Genomic DNA, 17,449 nt, shown 5'->3' on the forward strand with positions numbered 1-17,449 from the left:
GGCACACGCGATTCGGGTTAGTCCTTGTTTAATTTAGGGTTAATTGGTGAAGTGACTCACAAATTTGCAATCATTGATTGCGTGTGGTTTCATGCAAAGGAGATCTGATATAAGGAGGCGTCCCCATAAAAATACACTTGTAACAAAGTGATAACAAATGTATAAAGCCCTCTACTATTCTTATTATGTCCAAGCCTGCCGTGGAGCGATTCTATGATCAATCCGTCTTCTGCTTCTCACGCACAAAAGGCGCTTCTCTCAGAACGTATCAATAAATTAGCCAAAGCCTTGTCAGATGGTGTGTACGAACGTGAAGGTACCATCAAATTGTGTCTGCTTGCCGCCTTGTCCGGCGAGAGCGTCTTTCTACTCGGTCCCCCGGGGATTGCTAAAAGTTTAATTGCCAAACGACTCATTCAAGCTTTTGATAACAGTAGTTATTTTGAATACTTGATGACCCGATTTTCGACCCCGGAAGAGGTGTTTGGTCCGCTCAGTATTCAAGAGCTGAAAGACAATGGCCGCTACGTGCGCCTGACGCAAGGTTACTTGCCGACTGCGCAAGTGGTGTTTCTGGATGAAATCTGGAAAGCCGGGCCTGCGATTCTCAACACCCTGCTGACGGTGGTGAACGAAAAAACTTTTAAAAACGGCAGCGATATCGAACGTGTGCCAATGCGCCTGCTGGTGTCGGCCTCCAACGAATTGCCGGATGAAGACAGTGGCCTTGAAGCGCTGTATGACCGAATGTTGGTGCGCGTGTTCGTTAACCGGATTCAAAACAAACAGAATTTTAAATCGATGCTGACGGTGGGCACGCCGCAGGAAGCGCGTATTCCTGAAGGCTTAGCCATCACGGATGAAGAGTATCATCAGTGGCAAACTCAGCTCGATAAACTCGATTTAAGCGACGATGTGTTTGAAAAGCTCTATCAGCTGAAGCACATGCTTGAGAGCGCGGTAGAGAGCAGCCATCTGCCGCAAGCCGACATGTATGTGTCGGATCGCCGCTGGAAAAAAGCTGTCAAACTGCTCAAAGCCAGTGCGTTCTTTAATGGTCGCGACGCCATTAACCCGCTTGATTTGCTGCTGCTGCAAGACTGTTTATGGAACAGCCCAGAATCGCGTGAAGTCGTGCGCGACGTGATTCGCGAGTTTGCGCTGCGCTACGCCTTTGATCAATTGGAAGTGGAACAGCAAATCGAGTTGTGCCGTGAGGAATTACTGGCGATTCAAGATGAATTGGAGTCGGAGTTCGGCATGATGCTGTCGATGGAAACCTCCACAGGGCTACTCAAAAAGCAGATTCATCAATATGACATCAGCCATGCCAAAGCGTACAAAGTGGGCTCAGCGTACGATCTGGTCAAACTGGTGCTACTGCAAAGCAACATGTCCGTCTCAGAATCGGAAAAAGGCGACAGTCGCTGGGTCTATGTACCAAAGAACGAACTGGAGCGCGTGATCAAAGAAGGGCATGGCGATGTGTACGGTTACGTCAACCAAAACACCAATTTGTGCCGCCTGCGCTTTGATATCGATGCCAGCAACAATTTGGTGATAAAAGACATTGCCAATCGCGCAGTGCTGGTAGCGCTTGTGACGCAGCAAGGGCTGGATCAATCGGTGTATCAGGATTGGTTGGTGAAAGCTGAGCAAGCCGTGACCCAATTGCAACACGCTGAACACCATTTGCGCAAAGTGCGTTCGCGTTTCCATGGTGCCTTGCCTCATAACTTTATCGACCCCGAATTGCCCACGGCGATGGAAGCAACGTTGCAACACCTGCAACAGCAGCTCGACAGCACTCAGGTGGAGTGTGAAAAGAGCGTGCAGCGCTTCCGTCATCTTGATCAATTCTTCGCGTAGGGGATGTGAATGCTCGGTGTAGACGGACTGAACCTCGCGCTGATGATTGCTGACTCCGGTATCATTGACACTGCAGTCAGCGATTTAATGGGACGCTCTCAGGTCATGATGATGGCCGAAAGCCGTGGCGTGAAGTCGTCGGTGAAACGTCATCTGCTCAAATGGCGCGGCAACGTGAAAACACGCATCACCCGCGTGTGCGAAACCGAGCGTTTTCAACAAGAGTTGGGGCTGTATCAGGACGTGATCCATTGGGATGAAGAGACGTTTTTTGAACGCATTCCCGATGTGGTGAAGAAGCTGGAATGGCACTCTGCATTCTATTTGCCTGCCCGTCGTTTGCTGGAAAAGAACAAAGGGATTCACAACCCGATGTTCCCACATTTCTTTTGCGATCAATGGTACAAATCGCTCTCCGAGGCGATTCGCCAAGCGCAGGTGTTGGAGCTGGAAGCCAACAAAGAAAAGCTGCTGTCGGACCTGTATCAGCGCATGGAAACCATTCGCAACATGGATAAAGTCACCGAATCGGGTGATGAAGCCAGTGTTGGACGTTTGTGGGACATGGCTGCGGCGAAGCTCAGCCGGGGCGATATTTCGGTCATGAAGCGTCACGCCGAGTTTCTGAAGAAAAATCAGGGCTTGCAGGACATCGCCGAGCAACTGGGCCGCATGGCAAGTGATGTGGATGATCCGGATCTGAACCGCGCACCGGCCGAAGAGCTGCAATTGGTGGAAGAGAAGTCTGATGAAGCGACCGACGACATTGTCGGCATTCATGAAAGTGACGACCTCAACAAACTGCTACCCAACGAAACCATGTTTTTGGCCTATCCCGAACTGGAAGTGGTGTTCTACAAGCATTTGGTCGACAAACGGTTGATGAACTATCGCATGCAGGGTAAATCGCGCACGCTGCGTCGTGTGCGGGCACATCGCCCCGACAACAAGCAAGCGGATATCGAAAAAGGCCCGTTTATCGTCTGTGTGGATGCGTCAGGCTCCATGAATGGCTTTCCTGAGCAGTGTGCCAAAGCGATGGCGTACGCCTTGATGCAAATTGCACTGGCCGGCGATCGCGATTGCTTTGTGATGCTGTTCTCGACTGAACACATTACCTATGAACTGACTCGTCAGGACGGGTTGCGTGAAGCGAGCGATTTTCTCAGCTACGCCTTTCACGGCGGTACAGACCTCGAACCGGTGATGCTCAAGTCGATTGAGTTGATGGCTGGTGGGCGCTACAAAAACGCCGACATGGTGGTGATTTCTGATTTCATTGCGCCCAAGCAAGATGACGCAATTCTGGCTCAAGTGGCGGCACTCAAACAGAAGAAAAATCGTTTTCACGCCATCAGCTTGTCGAAATACGGCAACCCGGAGCTGATGAGTCTGTTTGACCATTGTTGGCATTACCATCCCAACTTGGTTGGACGCCTAATGAAAAAATGGTGATCTCACCGAGAACACGCGGTTGAGCGTCGAAGAACTGGTCAATCTGGTTTAAATCTCGGCAAGTAAACAAAAAAAGTGTTTTTTTGTTTGACTCTCGTCGCTCAATCCGTAAAGTGTGCAGCGAACGCAACGGGGACCACCCCGACAGCGGTTCAAGGTAAGGCGCGTTGGCAGAGTGGCCATGCAGCGGATTGCAAATCCGTGAACCTCGGTTCGACTCCGGGACGCGCCTCCATTCTCTCCTTGAACAGCAATCATCCACCAGCTTTATGCTGGTTTTTTTATGCCTGAAATTCAGCGTTCACTTTTCCTCTGATATTTTGAGAACCCTTGTTTGTTTTGAACACGACTTGTTTCTAATCGACTTATGTCGACTGAGTACGATGGTTTCGAACATGGCTTGTTTTGAACTGCGCTTTCTTCAAACACGATTTGTTTCAAACACGGTTTGCCGAGAACGCCCGTTGTTAAGAGCGCACTCCATGCGGCGATTTGCGAGCGAGCCAATCACCGCATGTGCTTCGATGGGCTATTGCGCCGAAGGTGGCGTAAAGTGGCGCTGAATCGCTTGTGCTTCTTTCACGTCAATCGCCATCTGTGGCCAGCGTTTGGCTTTCTTGATGATCATCTCCAAATAGCCGAGATCCGGCGTGAGCTGGCTACTGAGGCGTTGATTTAGTGCCTGATAGTTCGCCACGACGTGCGCTTGTTTGAGTTCACCCGGGGCTAAGTCAAGCGCATAGCCGCGGAAAAGCCACTGCAAGCCTTGATACACCGCGACATGGTAAACCGAATGGTGATCGTCGTGCTCGTAATAGCGGGAGGTCACGTCCAGATTGGCAGCATGGTGCGCACTCACGTTGTCGGCGAACGCATTTAAATGATCACGATGAACGTAAGAGCGGCCAAAACCCGGTGTATACGGGTTGTTGGCAACCGCGATGTAGAGTGACGCGCGGTGTTCAAGCGGCGTGATCAGGGCATGCTCAATGCGTTGGTAGTTTTTGGGGTAATCAAACCATAAGCTGGCATCAATCGAAATGTAGCCTTGAAATGCGCCTTGATCGCGCGCTACGGCATCCAACGCCAACAAGCCTCCCAATGAGTGACCGACTAATAGATTCGGCGCTGCCGTGCGAAACTGACGCTCAATCTCTGGGCGTAACTCTTGCGTTAAGTATTGAAGAAACCGAGCGCCGCCTCCGGTGTGCGCGTAGCTCGGCCCTGCGGGATCCCCATTGGGCAGTTGATCGGTGTGGCTTGGGGTGTAGTCTCGCATGCGATCGGTATTGTGAATCGCCACAATGATCATCGCGGGGATTGCGGGATTCAATCCGGAACGAAACGAATGCACGATGCCAGCAACTTGCAACAGGCGCTGATCGCCATCGAGCAGGTACAGCACCGGAAAATGTTGCTCGGGGTGCGCGCTGTATTCTTGTGGCAAATAGACGCTGTATTGTCGTTCTTCGTTGAGCAGCGACGAGTGATGTTGATACAACTGCGCGTAGTTGACTGGCGTCGCCTGAGCTGAAGAGAGGCTCCACAGGGCGGCCATGGTGGTCAGAATTTTTTTCATGATCGGTGTCTTCCAGTGTAATTCAGTGCAAAAACCCAACCGGCTGGTTCTCCGATTGGGTTTGGCAAAATAACAAAGCAGGGCACTTGGCCCTGCGGGCAGGCCTTATTTGAATTTATAGGTGAAGCCGGCCATGACGTTTGCAGGTTCACCGTACATGTTGAATGTGGTGGTGGTCCCAACGCGGTAGAAGTATTCGCGGTCAAACAGGTTGTAGACGTTGAATGTGGCTTGCATGTTCTCGGTGATGTCGTAACGCAGCGCTGCGTCAAACACCGCGTAACCGCCTTGGTGAGTGGTCACGCCGCTTTTGGTAAAGGAGTAATCACTCACGGCGGTCATACCGCCACCAATGTGCAAGCCTTGAACCCAATCAGCCAAGTGGTAGTCCGTCCACAATGACAGTGAGTGGCGCGGAATGGCGTCAAATTTCGAGTTGTGGTCACCTGATTTCTCATCGATATCGGTGTAGGTATAGCCCGTCATGGTCATCCAGTTTTGAGTCAGATAACCCGTCGCTTCCAGTTCCACCCCTTTGGTTTCCACTTTGCCCGTTGCCCAGTAGGTGTTGCTGATGGCGATGCCGCTGTCATCGTAGGCTTGCGCGGCGATGTTGCTGTCTTTCATCAGGAACACGGTGGCGCGTGTATTCAGGCGGCCGTCCAGCAGTGACGATTTCACGCCGGTTTCCCACTGGTTCCCTTCACGCGCTTTCAGCATGTCGCCATTTTCATCTTGGCTGGTTTGTGGTTTGAACACTTTCGAGTAGCTGGCATACAGTGCATGTTCATCCGTTAGATCGTACACCACGCCCGCATAAGGTGTGATTTCGCCGTTAAAGCTGTCTTTTTGCTCTGTTTCTGCGCCAGTAGAAAGGGTGGTGTTGACGGTTTTCAGATCGTACCACGACACGCGCGCACCGGTGATCACGGCCAAAGGCTCCAGCAAACGCCAGGTTACTTTGCCGTACAAGCCCAGTTCAGACTGCACTTCGTGGACGTTTTTGGTGTAACTATACGTCGGGGTGCTCACGCTGGTTGGATCGTAATCGAACACGTTGATCGAGGCGATACTGCGGTTGGTGTAGCTCTGGGTATCAGACTCGTAGCGCTTGTAATCGGTCCCGAGTACGAATTCGCTTTGATGTCCGAACAGGCCAAATATTTGGCTGTAGTTGGCATCCAAGGATGCGTTCTTCTGTTGGTTTGCCTGCGCGCTGAACATCAAGCCAGTGTTGCCGTTGTCATCAATTGCCCCATTGGTGTATGTCTGCTCAAGGGTGACGTCATGATCCATGTAGCGGGCGGAAATTTGGCCCACGCCGCCGTTCGGGAACGCGTGTTGCAGCGACGCGCCCACATCGGTGGTTTTGGCGTTAAAGTTATCGTCTGCCGACCCCAAATAGGTTTTGCGGCTGATGTTGAGCATCGAGCCATCGCTGTATGCAGGCAGGCCATTGGTCGGCACGATGTCTTTGGTTTGATGCAGTACGTACACCGAAAGCAGTGTGGTGTCAGTTAAGTCAAACTCCATGGTGCCGTAGTAGCTGCCATTGTCGTTGTCGTTGTAATCCACCTGGTTTTTGATGTCGGCATTAGCGACCACAAAGCGGCCACGCACGGTGCCATCGTCATTGAGCGACCCGCCCATGTCGGCTTCAAGGTAATGGCGGTTCCAACTGCCGTAACGCGCCGTGACAGAGCCGCTGAACTCTTCCGTTGGGCGTTTCAACACCATGTTGATCACGCCGCCCAGTTCACTGGTACTGTTAAACAGGCCTGATGGGCCGCGCATGATTTCAACGCGATCGACCGCTGCCAGTGATGGCAAGTTACCGTATTTGCTTTGCATTGGTGATGGCAAACCGTTGAGGTTCACTTCATCGTATTCATAACCACGGGAGAAAATGGAAGAGCGGCCACTGTCGTTGACCATAGTGCGAAGCCCCGGGGTGTATTTCGCCAAGTCATCGACCGCGACAAAGTTACGTTCTTCAATGTAATCGTTGGTGAGCACGGTGATGGACTGTGGAATGTCTTTAAGCGCGGATGGCGTTTTGGTGCCTACGGTGGCGGAATCGACGCTGTAGCCGCCCGTTTCTTCAGATGGCGCCATGCCATACAATGGGTTGCCATACACCACTACGGTTTCATCGGTTTTGTCTTGGGATTCTTCGGCAAAGGCGGGTTGCACGGCCGTCGCGCCCAGTGCGAACGCAATCGCCAATGCAACTGGGTTCAGTGCTTTATGTTGATAGACCACCATAACTGATTAACTCCTTAAATCTATATGATAATTATTTTCATTTGATTTTGTGGGCGTTAATATAGCACCCCCAACCACGGGAAAATTTTGCGGTCTGTTCATTTAGTTTTTCAAAATGGTCAAAGTCATGAGAAGTGAATCAGTAATTCGGGACACCAATGTGAGAAAGCGCGGCTTATTTACCGGTCGGGTGGAAAACCTGATGGTGGAGGAAGGCATCTTATTTCATAACAAAGATATCGTCCATAAAGCCGACTTTTCGACACAGCGCGAACTGCCGCCACAACTGATCATCGCTTTGCCATTGGAAAGCAAAGCGTTGATGACCTATGGCGATACGCACCAGTTGAAAGGGTGCCGGTTCCACAAGTCTGATCCGCTGGTGGCCACTGCAATCTACTACGCCAAGCCCGACATAGTGCGCGGCGCAGCCAAAGCTTACGTGCGTAGCCGTAGTATTGTGTTGTCGCTCTCGACCGAATGGTTGCAGTCGGCGATGAACGAGGCAAAACGCGACAGTTTTCAGCGCGTGTTTCATCAGCACCTGAGCCGCTTTGACTGGTCGTTACCGCCGCACATCAGCCAAATGGCTGAAGCGCTCAATCTCACCAGCAGCCAAAGCCCCGCCGAAGCGTTGATGCGTCAGGCGTTTGCGCTGTCTGTTTGGGACAACTTGATGAACAACATGAAGCAGTTGTCGTTTGTATCCACGCAGCGTCATCACGCCCAGTCCACACGCTTGAAGATGTTTTTGATGGAAGAGAAAGTGGATGACATGCCACTGACGACCATTGCGCAGGAGCTGGGGATGAGCGTGTCGACGCTGCAGCGCGCAGCCAGGAAAGAGTTGGGTATGAGCCTGCAACGGTATCTGCGAGAGCGTAAGTTGCAGGAAGTGAAGGTCAAACTTGAAGCGCGCAGTGTGACGGTGCAGGAAGCCGCAGAATTGGCTGGCTACACGCACTCGGCCAACTTCATCACCGCATTTCGCAAGTTGTTTGGTTTCTCCCCGAATCACATCAAAAAAAGCGCAGAGCGCAGCGTCGAATCGCATGAAGTTGCGTGATGTTGCAGTGCTAAATGTAGCATTGGTCTAAATTTTGTCGCTGATCCCATCAGCAACGCTCAACGATTGTCTCGATTTACCGCTATAGTTTGTGTGGGTTTTATCAATAGTGGTGGGACATCGTGAGCAATGAAAAGGAAGTCTCGTTTGGTCGCGACGAGATGATTATCAGTAAAACAGACCTTCAAGGCCGATTAACGTACGCCAATCGTACATTTATGCGCGTCGCCAATTTTTCTGAAATTCAACTGCTGGGACACAATCACAACATCATTCGTCATCCGTCCATGCCACGCGGGGTGTTCTACGGCCTGTGGAAAACACTGCAATCGGGTCAGGAATTCTTTGGCTTCGTCAAAAACAGTACCGGCGATGGCAATTTCTACTGGGTATTCGCCAATATCACCCCCGATGTGATGAACGGAAAAACCGTGGGGTATTACTCTGTGCGTCGTACGCCCTCTAAAGCGTCTGTCGATGTTATCAGCACCATCTACCATCAGATGTGCACCATGGAACAAGGCGCGGATCGAAAACAAGCGCCCGAGTTATCGTGGAACTGGATGGTCGACAAGGTGGAGCGAGAGCAAGGCATCAGCTATGAGCGGTATGTTCTCGATTTGTACAAGCAGTCTCGTTAAGAAGGATGGCGCATGAACTCTAGTCATATCAGTAAAAATATTCTGCTGCTCAGACAAAAATTCCAACTGCTGTGTGGTGTCTTTGTGGCTTTGGTGATCGGATTGTCGATTGCCAATATTGCGCTCTATGGATTCAATTGGCTCAATCTAGTTGGCCCGGCGTTTGCGATTGGTTTTGCCTTATATGCCTATCATGATCAGAAGCAGCCGATTTTGGTGCTTGGGCGCATTTGTGATGCGCTGGAAGAGGCCAAACGCGGCAACATTCACGTCCGTATCACACAAACCAAAGGCTTGGGCGAGGTGGGGCAGGTGGCGTGGGCGCTGAATGATTTCCTCGACATTGTCGAAACCAATTTCAAAGAGCTGTCGAACAGCTTTCAGCGCACGTCGCAAAAGCAGTTTCATCGGCAAGGCTTGGCCGATGGGATGCCCGGTGAATTTTCGGCGACAATGGACAAGATCAATCACGCGATTCAATCGATGCATGACGCGCATGTGTTCTCGACGCAAAACCGCTTGAAAAGCGAATTGCATCATATCAATACATCGAACCTGCTGGTGAACCTCAAAAACAACCAGCAGGAATTGGTGTCGCTGTCGCAGAAAATGGATGATGTGCTGTCGATCGCGACCCAAAACCGCGATGGCGCGGAAGAGAGCCGAGAGACGGTGCAGGATTTGAAAGTCGCGCTTGAAGACATGAATCAACGCATGAGCAGCATGGAAGCAACCGCGCAGCGCCTTGGCAGTAATAGCGTGCGCATTTCTGAAACGATCAAGATCATTACCGACATTGCTGAGCAAACCAATTTGTTGGCGCTCAATGCTGCCATTGAAGCTGCGCGTGCCGGCGAAGTGGGGCGCGGGTTTGCGGTGGTGGCTGATGAAGTTCGCATGTTGGCGGATCGCACGCGTTCATCGACGTCGGAGATCAGCAACGTGGTCACCTCACTGACGCAGCAAATTGAGGACATGGTGTCGCAAACCATGGCGGTGGGTGAACAGGCGGCGAAAGTGGGGGATGAAGTGAATCACTTCCACACCAACTTCGATCAGGTCGCGAACTCGTCGCAGGAAACCATCGCGTTGATCAATCAAACTAAAGACATTTCGTTTGCAACCTTGGTCAAGCTGGATCACATCATCTACATGCAAAACGGATACATCGGGCTGGAAAGCAACGGTGAAGGGCAAGAAGCGCACATGGTGGGGGTTGATCACCACGGGTGTCGACTGGGCAAATGGTATTACGAAGGCGAGGGATACCAATCGTTTAAAGATCTGTCGGCCTATCATCGTTTAGAGAAACATCACCAAGCGGTGCACAGCAACATGCACGCGGCGATGGATCTGGTCAAACAAGACTGGCTCAATGACGATGCCGTCCTGCATGCCTTGGTCTCGACCATCAGTGACGCCGAGAAAGCGAGCAACCATGTGATGGATTGCATCAGCGATATGGTTCTTGAGAAACACGGCTCTTGAGTCGATGTTCTTGAGCTACGGGCGTTGAAATCATCACGCTTGAAAAACACAGTTAACGCTTTTCTCCCAACCCACCGCAGCCCGTCGCAGCGGTGGGTTTTATTTTTGCCGATGGGGTATTCTCAGCCACTAAGCCGATTCAATAAGCGAATGATGCGCTGCTTGTTGTGTTGATGGGATGCCATCGCATGGTCGATGAAAGACTGAATGGCCTCTGCGGTCTCTCCGTCGCATTGCAGCGGCGCCAAATGATCGCGACAAAACACGATCTGGCAGGCACTGTCGTTAAATGCGCCGAGTTCCGTTTGCAGCTGTTTGAGTTTTTTCAACGGCAGATTGGGTTTGAGCTCGATATTGAGCGCGAATGCGAAGTCGGTGAGGTAGCGCATTTTTTTACACGCAATGCGCACTGTGTGAATGTCGTCATCGGCACTGTCGGCATGAATGTTCCCCATGCTTTTGCGCAGCTTTTTCTGTTGCAGCGTCCATTTTTCTGTCGTTACCGCGTGAACATCTTCCAATCCGAGATGGGTCGGGTGCTGAGCGCATTCGATCAAACTCGTGAACGTGGCTTGCTTGAGCGCGCGATACTCGTTACTTTTCAGCCAAACAGAGAACCATTCAAACGCTTGGTTGCGCTCAAGCTGCACCTGTGGGCGCAAGAGATTTAGCATCTCAAAGCGGATCGGATCGTGCGATTTGGGATCAAGAAATACATCCAGATCGCGCAACTTGCCGGTGGGTTCCATCAAGGCCTTGAACTGCTGAAGCAACAAGTCCACACTTCGGCTACGATAACAGGCTTGCAGTATCGCAAGCAGGGAACGGCAACGGCGCAAGCTGACGCGGTATTGATGCAAGTATTCGGCATCGCGGTCGCGAGCCATGCCCGTTTCATGCATTTGCGCCAGTTGAAACTCATTCAGCAGGTACTGACTCAGCAGCCAAAAGGCGGGTTGATCCGTCTGCGTGTTGAAATGCATGAAGGGGTTCGAGAGAGATAAAGACGAAAATTCGCGCATGAGTCACCTCCAATGCACTGAGTGTAGTTCGCCGGTGAACCTGCAAATGTGATAGACACGAAAAAAGTTCATCGCGGTTTTGCTGCGGTGTGGCGCTTTTGTGTGTCGCGAAGTTTGGGCACGGCCGCGGCGAAACGCGGCTGTCTTTTGGCCGGGCGATGAAAATAAGCAACTGAAATAACGGTGTAAAACAACCGTCACAACCAAACTTTATCCTCAGCTATCGTGATTCTTTAAGGAAAAAGGCAATGAACTACTCGGCACTACTGTTGACGCTGTTGACCACGTTAAGCACCTCAACTTGGGCGGTGGAATTGACCCAAGTACACCAAGGTGAGGTGGTTTCAGTCACCTTGTCAGAACTGAAACCAACGCAACCGTCGGTGGGTTATGACCAGATTTATTACAAGTTGGGGCGCTACCAGCATGATGCGGAAAAGCAGTTTGATGAAATTTGTGAAGCGAATGGTCAGAAAGGGGTCAGCGAGTTTGATGCCCAATCTCAACCGGCTGTGGCAACCAGTTTTCAGTGCAAGGCGCCGGTCGGCACGGAGCGTCAAGACATGAAAACGGTGGTGATTGCGCCCAACAATCAACTCTATTTGACCGATGGCCATCACACGTTTAACACCTTCTGGCATATGGACGGTGGGGGCAGCGCATTCCCGATTCATGTGCTGGTGGACAAAGATTATCGCGCGCTCAGCACTATGGCGGCGTTCTGGAAACAGTTGGCGCTCGACAAAAATACTTGGCTGTTTGATGTCAACGATCAGCCGATTTCCTACCAGCAGTTGCCAACGGAACTTGGCATGGACAACTTTGCCGATGATCCGTACCGGTCGCTGATGTATTTTGCGCGTGATGTCAGCTGGGACAAACCTGCTCAGCCCGTGCCATTTCTTGAATTTTACTGGGCGAAGCAACTGAAGCCCCAGTTACCGCTGGCTCAGTTTGATCTCAATACCGAACATGGTTACTTAAATGCCATCGAAACGGCGTCTCAACGGATTCTGGCTGAACAGAGTCTCGACATTGGCGGCTCTGGCCTGTCGGCGAAAGCGATGGGGCAGTTTGATCATTTTGATGCGAAGAAGTTTAAGAAGCTCAGCAAACAAAACAGCAAACTGAGCTACATGCTGGGCTATAAAACCGCGCAGCAGTAGCCTGTTGAGTGATGAAAAACAGTGGGTTGGCGCGGCTAACTCACTGTAAAGTGCTGCATCACGAACTCAACGAACAAACGCACCCGTAGCGGCAAGTGGTCTCGATCGCGATAGAGCATAAACAGCGTTCTGACTTTGCTGCTCCAGCCGGGCAGCACATGCGTCATCTCCCCTTGGGCGATCATGGGCAATGCAAAATAATCGGGCACATAACCAATGCCAATCCCGGTTTTTACGGCATGGGTCAGCATCAGGATTTCATCCACTTCAAGACGAACCCCTTTTTGCGGGTGATAGTCAAATGCCTCGCCATTTTCCTGATTCACCAATTGCCACGGCACCATCGGACGACAAATGATGGTCGGATGCCCGCACAACTGCTCTGGGGTGGTGATGCCAGAAATATCGTAATCGGGATGGGCGCATAAAATGAAGTGAATGTGTTTTAGCGGCCGCGCGATCCAGTTGTCGACCACCGGACTGCCCACGCGAAACACCACATCCATGCCTTCCGCTTCAATATCAATCAAAGAGTTGGAAAAACTCAGGTCCAACTGAATATCCGGATACTGCAACAGAAAATCATAAAAAATGGTGCGCAAGAACTGGGAACCGGCATTGATCGGCGCCGAGATGCGAATTTTCCCTTGGGGTTGATGCTTGTCTCGATGCAGGTCTTCGTCGATATCATCGAGTTCATCAAACAGGGCCGCCGAGCGTTGGAAATATTGCTCACCCGTGCTGGTTAATACCACGCGATGTGCATCGCGATTAAGTAGTCGAAGCTGCAAATCGGCTTCCAGTTGGCGAATGCGGCGGCTTAAGGTCGAAAGCGGCATGCCCAACGATTGGGCCGCGTCTTTGAAGCTGCCGCAACGTGCTACAGCACAAAAGCAACGCAAATCATCCAACGAATAGCTAGGTTTCATTATTGGCATTTACTGTCTTAATTTTGCTTGTTTATCCAATTATTGAAATCAATACACTAGTGAATATGTTTTGACAAGTCATTCGGAGTGACGATGAAATCTGATTCAACCATGAAAGCGATTGTTCTGCTCATTATCTGCACCTTCTTTTGGGGCAGTTGCTTTCCGATTGGCAAGCACGCGCTCAGCGAAGTGCATGCACTGACACTGGTGTTTTGGCGCTTTGTGATTGCGGCTGCCTGCTTAGGCATCTATATCAAAGCGGCGCGGATGCCCAAACCTCACCTCAGTTCGCGTCAGTGGTTGTGGGTGATTGCGGTCAGTGCCGTTGGGGTAGGCGGGTTGAACCTTGGGCTGTTTACCGGCCTGACGTACACCAATGCCACCAATGGCTCCTTGATTATGGCGCTTAGCCCGCTGATGACATCGCTGATTGCCTGTATTGCGCTGCGCACGCTGCCATCGTTTGCTCAATGTTTTAGCCTGCTGGTGAGTTTGACCGGCGTGCTGATGGTGATCACCAACGGTCACTTGGAAACGCTGTTTTCGATGGAGATTAACCATGGCGATAAGCTGATTTTCTGCGGTATGTTGGCTTGGAGCCTTTACACCTACTTCAGCCAAGGCATCAGCCGTTGGATGCCGGTGATTCCTTATACCTTTGTCGGCATGGTCAGCGGTGCTGCGGTGATCGGCGCGATGTGTTTGCTATCGCCTGACGTGCAGCCTTTTGTTGAGCTGTGGAACAGCAGCGCACTGGGCATGACGGAAGTGGTGTATATCGGCGTGTTTGGTACGGTGGCGGGGTATCTGTTGTGGTTGAACGGCGTGCGTCACCTCGGTTCGGCCAATGCTGCGCTGTTTTTCAACTTTGTGCCGATTTTCTCGGTGTTGACCTCGTTTCTACTTGGGCAAGCGGTGACTCAGCTTCAGCTGGTCGGGATTGCGGTGGTGATCGCAGGTTTGTTGTTGCCACGTCTTCGCCTGTTGAAACGCCAGCCGAACGTGTGCCCCAACGCGTGACGGCCGTCGTGTGGCAGTGTTGTGTGCTTAAATCCAAAGGCGAGAGAATATCTCGCCTTTGGATTTAACTTCCGTAGGCATTCCAATGTTGTGTCACAAGGCTTGTCGTGGCACTCGATTCTAAGCAACTCATTTTAGGACCACACAGATACGGCGTGAATGCCGGCATTTGTCGCCCGCCAGATTCGCCATTATAGTCAAAGAGAGTGCACGATGGTGTGCAGGCATCTAAGTTCGGCGCTTAGCCGATACGATGAAAGGAACAAGGAGGTTCTATGAGTCATAAAATCAGCGGTGGATGCTGCTGCGGAGAAGTGACGTTTGCCGTGGAAGATCATTTCAAACATTTCTATTTCTGCCATTGTGAGCAGTGCCGCAAGATGACCGGATCAGCGCATGCGTCTAATCTTTTTACGGCGCCTGACAACATTCGCTGGTTGACGGGGGAGTCGATGACTCAGCGCTACGATCACCCGCATCGATCGTTGACGCAGGTGTTTTGCAAAAAGTGTGGTTCCGGGTTGCCGTATGTGTCATCCAACGGCAAATTTTTGATTGTGCCCGCTGGCAGCCTCAACGAAGAACCCAGTAAATCACCCGATGCCCGCATATTTTGCAGTGAACAGACCGAATGGCATAAAGCTGGGCTGGAAGCGCCGCGAGTCGCGAAGTTTCCGGAGCCGTGAAGTTGAGGGATGAGCGGCGACGCTAGGCATTTTCTCAGCGACAGTGCGGTCAGCCTTCCCCGCATTGCCCTTTGCAGTCAGTGATGGAATCGGCTAACGTGATGATTCGACGTCATTAGGGGGAAGGCATGACCAGAAAGATCATCGTTATCCGGCACGGGCAAACGCAGTTCAACGCTGAACGTAAGTTACAAGGACACTGCAACTCGCCGCTGACCAGCAAAGGCAAAGCGCAAGCATTGGCTGTTGGCACGCATCTTAAATCCCATCTCACGCAGCGCGCGTATCGCGTGTATGCCAGTTCACTTGGGCGAGCCATTCAAACCGCGCATATCATTTGTGACGAAATTGGTTTTGAGAAAGCCAACGTACATCAAGATGATCGCTTGAAAGAATTTTCACTCGGCACATGGGAAGAAAAACCGCTGTTTGAGTTGCTCGATGAGGATCCGGCGTTGTTGGATCGCCGCGATTGGTATCTTAAGGCACCGAAGGCAGAAACATACCAAGACGTGCAAACGCGCCTCAACGATTGGTTAGCCGAGATCCCTGAGCAGGAAGACATTGTCGTGGTGAGCCACGGCCTGACGGGAATCGTGTTACGCGGGATGCTGCTGGGGCTGAGTTACGATCAAGTATGGGCGCAAGATTTACCGCAAGACGCCTTTTTTATCATTCAAAATGGAATCATAGAACGAGTGAATTGTTTTCAAGATAAATCATTCATTTAGCTGTGATTTTTGGGGCAATTTCACGGCGACGGAACCCCAAAGTGTGCCCTAAAATGATAGTGTTAACAATATGTCGTTCGCATTGGTGTGCTCAATTTGTGATTGTGGATAGAGAAGTCAAACACGAGCTTTGCAAATCGCGCCAACGGTCTGATTTCGCTGCTTCCTTCGTATCTTTCCTTGGGGGTTACCGCTTATATTTCTGATACAGAATGGCGGACGGCATGGAGAGCGAATGAACGATGAGAAGGCACTGAACATTGATTTACGCCAGATGATCATGGCGATTGAAAAGACCGTCTCATTGGTGGGCATGAACGACACCAATCATGGCAAGCGCGTGGGTGCCATCGCTTACCAGATCGCGCGTGAAGCGGGATGCGACGACGAAGATGTTCAGTCTGCCTTTGAGCTTGGCATGCTGCACGATTGTGGCGTTTCAACCGCTCAGATGCATTCGACATTGGTGAACCACTTTGACAGTGAAGATGCCCACATTCATTGCGATATTGGTTATCGCTTGCTGCGAAACTTTGCACCGTTAGCCAAATATGCCGTGCCCATTCTCTATCATCACACGCCGTGGCGTGAGCTAGAACATTCCGGTATCAATGAGCGCGACGTGCGCATGGCTAACTTGATATTTTTGGCCGATCGGATTGATGTGCTGGGCGTCGGCCATTATGAAACGGACATTCTGCTGATCAACGAACAGATCGTGCAATCGATTCGCGGCTATGCCGACCATTATTTTTCCCCTCAGTGGGTGCAAGCCTTTGAACGCGTGCAGCGTACGGAAGCGTTTTGGATGGCGTTAGAAGATCGCTACGTGACGCGTTTAGCGTGGGAGATGGGGCAGTCGCAGAACCCGCAGATGCTCTCTTTGGCGCAAGTGAAACAGTTGTCGATGATCCTGTCTTATGTCGTCGATCAAAAAAGCCGTTATACCGCAAAACACTCGATGCGGGTCGCTGATGTGGCGCGCAGTATCGGCGTATTGTACGGCTTGTCTGAATCCCGATGCGACAAAATTGAGATCGCGGGATTACTGCATGATCTCGGTAAGTTGAATGTGCCGGATGACATTCTGGATAAACCCGGCCCGCTGACGGACTACGAACGTTCCGTGATGATGCGCCACAGCTACGAAACCTACGACATTCTGCGCAGCATTGAAGGGCTGGGCGAGATGGCCCGCTGGGCGGCGTTCCACCATGAAGGTGTGAATGGTGTTGGTTATCCGTTTCATCCCCAAGAACATGAACTCAGCATTGAAGCGCGTATGATTGCGGTGGCCGATGTGTTTCAAGCGTTGGTTCAGCATCGGCCGTATCGCAAGGGGATGAGCCAACCGATCGCACTGGCGCTAATTGATGGCATGGCGGATGCTGGCAAGTTGGATCGCCGTCTCGTTGATTTAGTGATTCAACACGCGGAAACCTTGTACGCCATTGCGAAAGGCGCCGACCCCAATCACAACCAAGCTTACCTCAACCTCATGACAGCTTGAGAGAAACGCTCGTCGAATG

Annotated in this window: 14 protein-coding genes and 1 tRNA gene; 11 read left to right on the plus strand and 4 right to left on the minus strand. The window is 51.4% G+C overall.

From position 1 onward, the window contains the following. Positions 1–213: 213 nt before the first annotated feature. From ACF8PK_RS16960 to ACF8PK_RS16970, 3 genes are all read left to right on the plus strand, one after another. The gene (locus ACF8PK_RS16960) at positions 214–1,869 is read left to right on the plus strand and encodes an ATPase RavA domain-containing protein (RefSeq protein WP_004727808.1); all 1,656 of its coding nucleotides are present in this window, start codon (positions 214–216) and stop codon (positions 1,867–1,869) included. Positions 1,870–1,878: 9 nt separating this feature from the next. After that, positions 1,879–3,324, plus strand: a complete 1,446-nt coding sequence (viaA, locus tag ACF8PK_RS16965) for an ATPase RavA stimulator ViaA (RefSeq protein WP_004727809.1) — start codon at positions 1,879–1,881, stop codon at positions 3,322–3,324. Positions 3,325–3,485: 161 nt separating this feature from the next. After that, positions 3,486–3,559: transfer RNA gene (locus tag ACF8PK_RS16970), tRNA-Cys, on the plus strand. A gap of 294 nt (positions 3,560–3,853) precedes the next feature. Here ACF8PK_RS16970 and ACF8PK_RS16975 read toward each other — a convergent pair. Next, positions 3,854–4,903: an alpha/beta hydrolase gene (locus tag ACF8PK_RS16975; protein WP_158108800.1), complete on the minus strand. Its 1,050-nt coding sequence runs from the start codon at positions 4,901–4,903 to the stop codon at positions 3,854–3,856. Between the two features lie 105 nt (positions 4,904–5,008). Continuing rightward, positions 5,009–7,168 carry a TonB-dependent siderophore receptor gene (locus ACF8PK_RS16980; RefSeq protein ID WP_392442578.1) on the minus strand — a complete coding sequence of 720 codons (2,160 nt, stop codon included), beginning with the start codon at positions 7,166–7,168 and terminating at the stop codon, positions 5,009–5,011. 127 nt (positions 7,169–7,295) lie between these two features. On the opposite strand from ACF8PK_RS16980, the gene ACF8PK_RS16985 reads away from it, so the two are divergent. From ACF8PK_RS16985 to ACF8PK_RS16995, 3 genes are all read left to right on the plus strand, one after another. Further along, positions 7,296–8,234: an AraC family transcriptional regulator gene (locus ACF8PK_RS16985; RefSeq protein WP_238529611.1), complete on the plus strand. Its 939-nt coding sequence runs from the start codon at positions 7,296–7,298 to the stop codon at positions 8,232–8,234. A gap of 122 nt (positions 8,235–8,356) precedes the next feature. After that, the gene (locus ACF8PK_RS16990) at positions 8,357–8,875 is read left to right on the plus strand and encodes an aerotaxis receptor Aer (RefSeq protein WP_392442580.1); all 519 of its coding nucleotides are present in this window, start codon (positions 8,357–8,359) and stop codon (positions 8,873–8,875) included. A 12-nt stretch (positions 8,876–8,887) separates the two neighbouring features. Then, positions 8,888–10,363 (plus strand): methyl-accepting chemotaxis protein, encoded by a 1,476-nt coding sequence (locus ACF8PK_RS16995; protein ID WP_286282457.1) that lies wholly within the window; start codon positions 8,888–8,890, stop codon positions 10,361–10,363. 122 nt (positions 10,364–10,485) lie between these two features. Here ACF8PK_RS16995 and ACF8PK_RS17000 read toward each other — a convergent pair whose 3' ends face one another. Beyond that, positions 10,486–11,385 (minus strand): CHAD domain-containing protein, encoded by a 900-nt coding sequence (locus ACF8PK_RS17000; protein WP_392442583.1) that lies wholly within the window; start codon positions 11,383–11,385, stop codon positions 10,486–10,488. A gap of 248 nt (positions 11,386–11,633) precedes the next feature. On the opposite strand from ACF8PK_RS17000, the gene ACF8PK_RS17005 reads away from it, so the two are divergent. Continuing rightward, positions 11,634–12,551, plus strand: coding sequence for a ParB/Srx family N-terminal domain-containing protein (locus ACF8PK_RS17005; RefSeq protein ID WP_392442586.1), 918 nt, complete (start codon positions 11,634–11,636; stop codon positions 12,549–12,551). Positions 12,552–12,586: 35 nt separating this feature from the next. Here the strand turns inward: ACF8PK_RS17005 and ACF8PK_RS17010 are convergent, their stop codons facing one another. Further along, a complete protein-coding gene (locus ACF8PK_RS17010; protein WP_143679457.1) occupies positions 12,587–13,480 on the minus strand; it encodes a LysR family transcriptional regulator in 894 nt (297 codons plus the stop codon). 93 nt (positions 13,481–13,573) lie between these two features. Between ACF8PK_RS17010 and ACF8PK_RS17015 the strand changes: the two genes are divergently transcribed. From ACF8PK_RS17015 to ACF8PK_RS17030, 4 genes are all read left to right on the plus strand, one after another. After that, positions 13,574–14,503: a DMT family transporter gene (locus ACF8PK_RS17015; protein ID WP_286213269.1), complete on the plus strand. Its 930-nt coding sequence runs from the start codon at positions 13,574–13,576 to the stop codon at positions 14,501–14,503. 275 nt (positions 14,504–14,778) lie between these two features. Then, the gene (locus tag ACF8PK_RS17020) at positions 14,779–15,189 is read left to right on the plus strand and encodes a GFA family protein (RefSeq protein WP_004727825.1); all 411 of its coding nucleotides are present in this window, start codon (positions 14,779–14,781) and stop codon (positions 15,187–15,189) included. Between the two features lie 128 nt (positions 15,190–15,317). Beyond that, complete coding sequence (locus tag ACF8PK_RS17025) at positions 15,318–15,920, plus strand: histidine phosphatase family protein (protein ID WP_158142058.1); 603 nt, start codon at positions 15,318–15,320, stop codon at positions 15,918–15,920. A gap of 235 nt (positions 15,921–16,155) precedes the next feature. Beyond that, a complete protein-coding gene (locus ACF8PK_RS17030) occupies positions 16,156–17,430 on the plus strand; it encodes an HD-GYP domain-containing protein (protein WP_004727827.1) in 1,275 nt (424 codons plus the stop codon). Positions 17,431–17,449 lie beyond the last annotated feature (19 nt).

The sequence above is a fragment of the Vibrio sp. CJQ_6 genome (assembly GCF_043106745.1).
In the GTDB taxonomy this organism is placed as follows: Bacteria; Pseudomonadota; Gammaproteobacteria; order Enterobacterales; family Vibrionaceae; genus Vibrio; species Vibrio furnissii.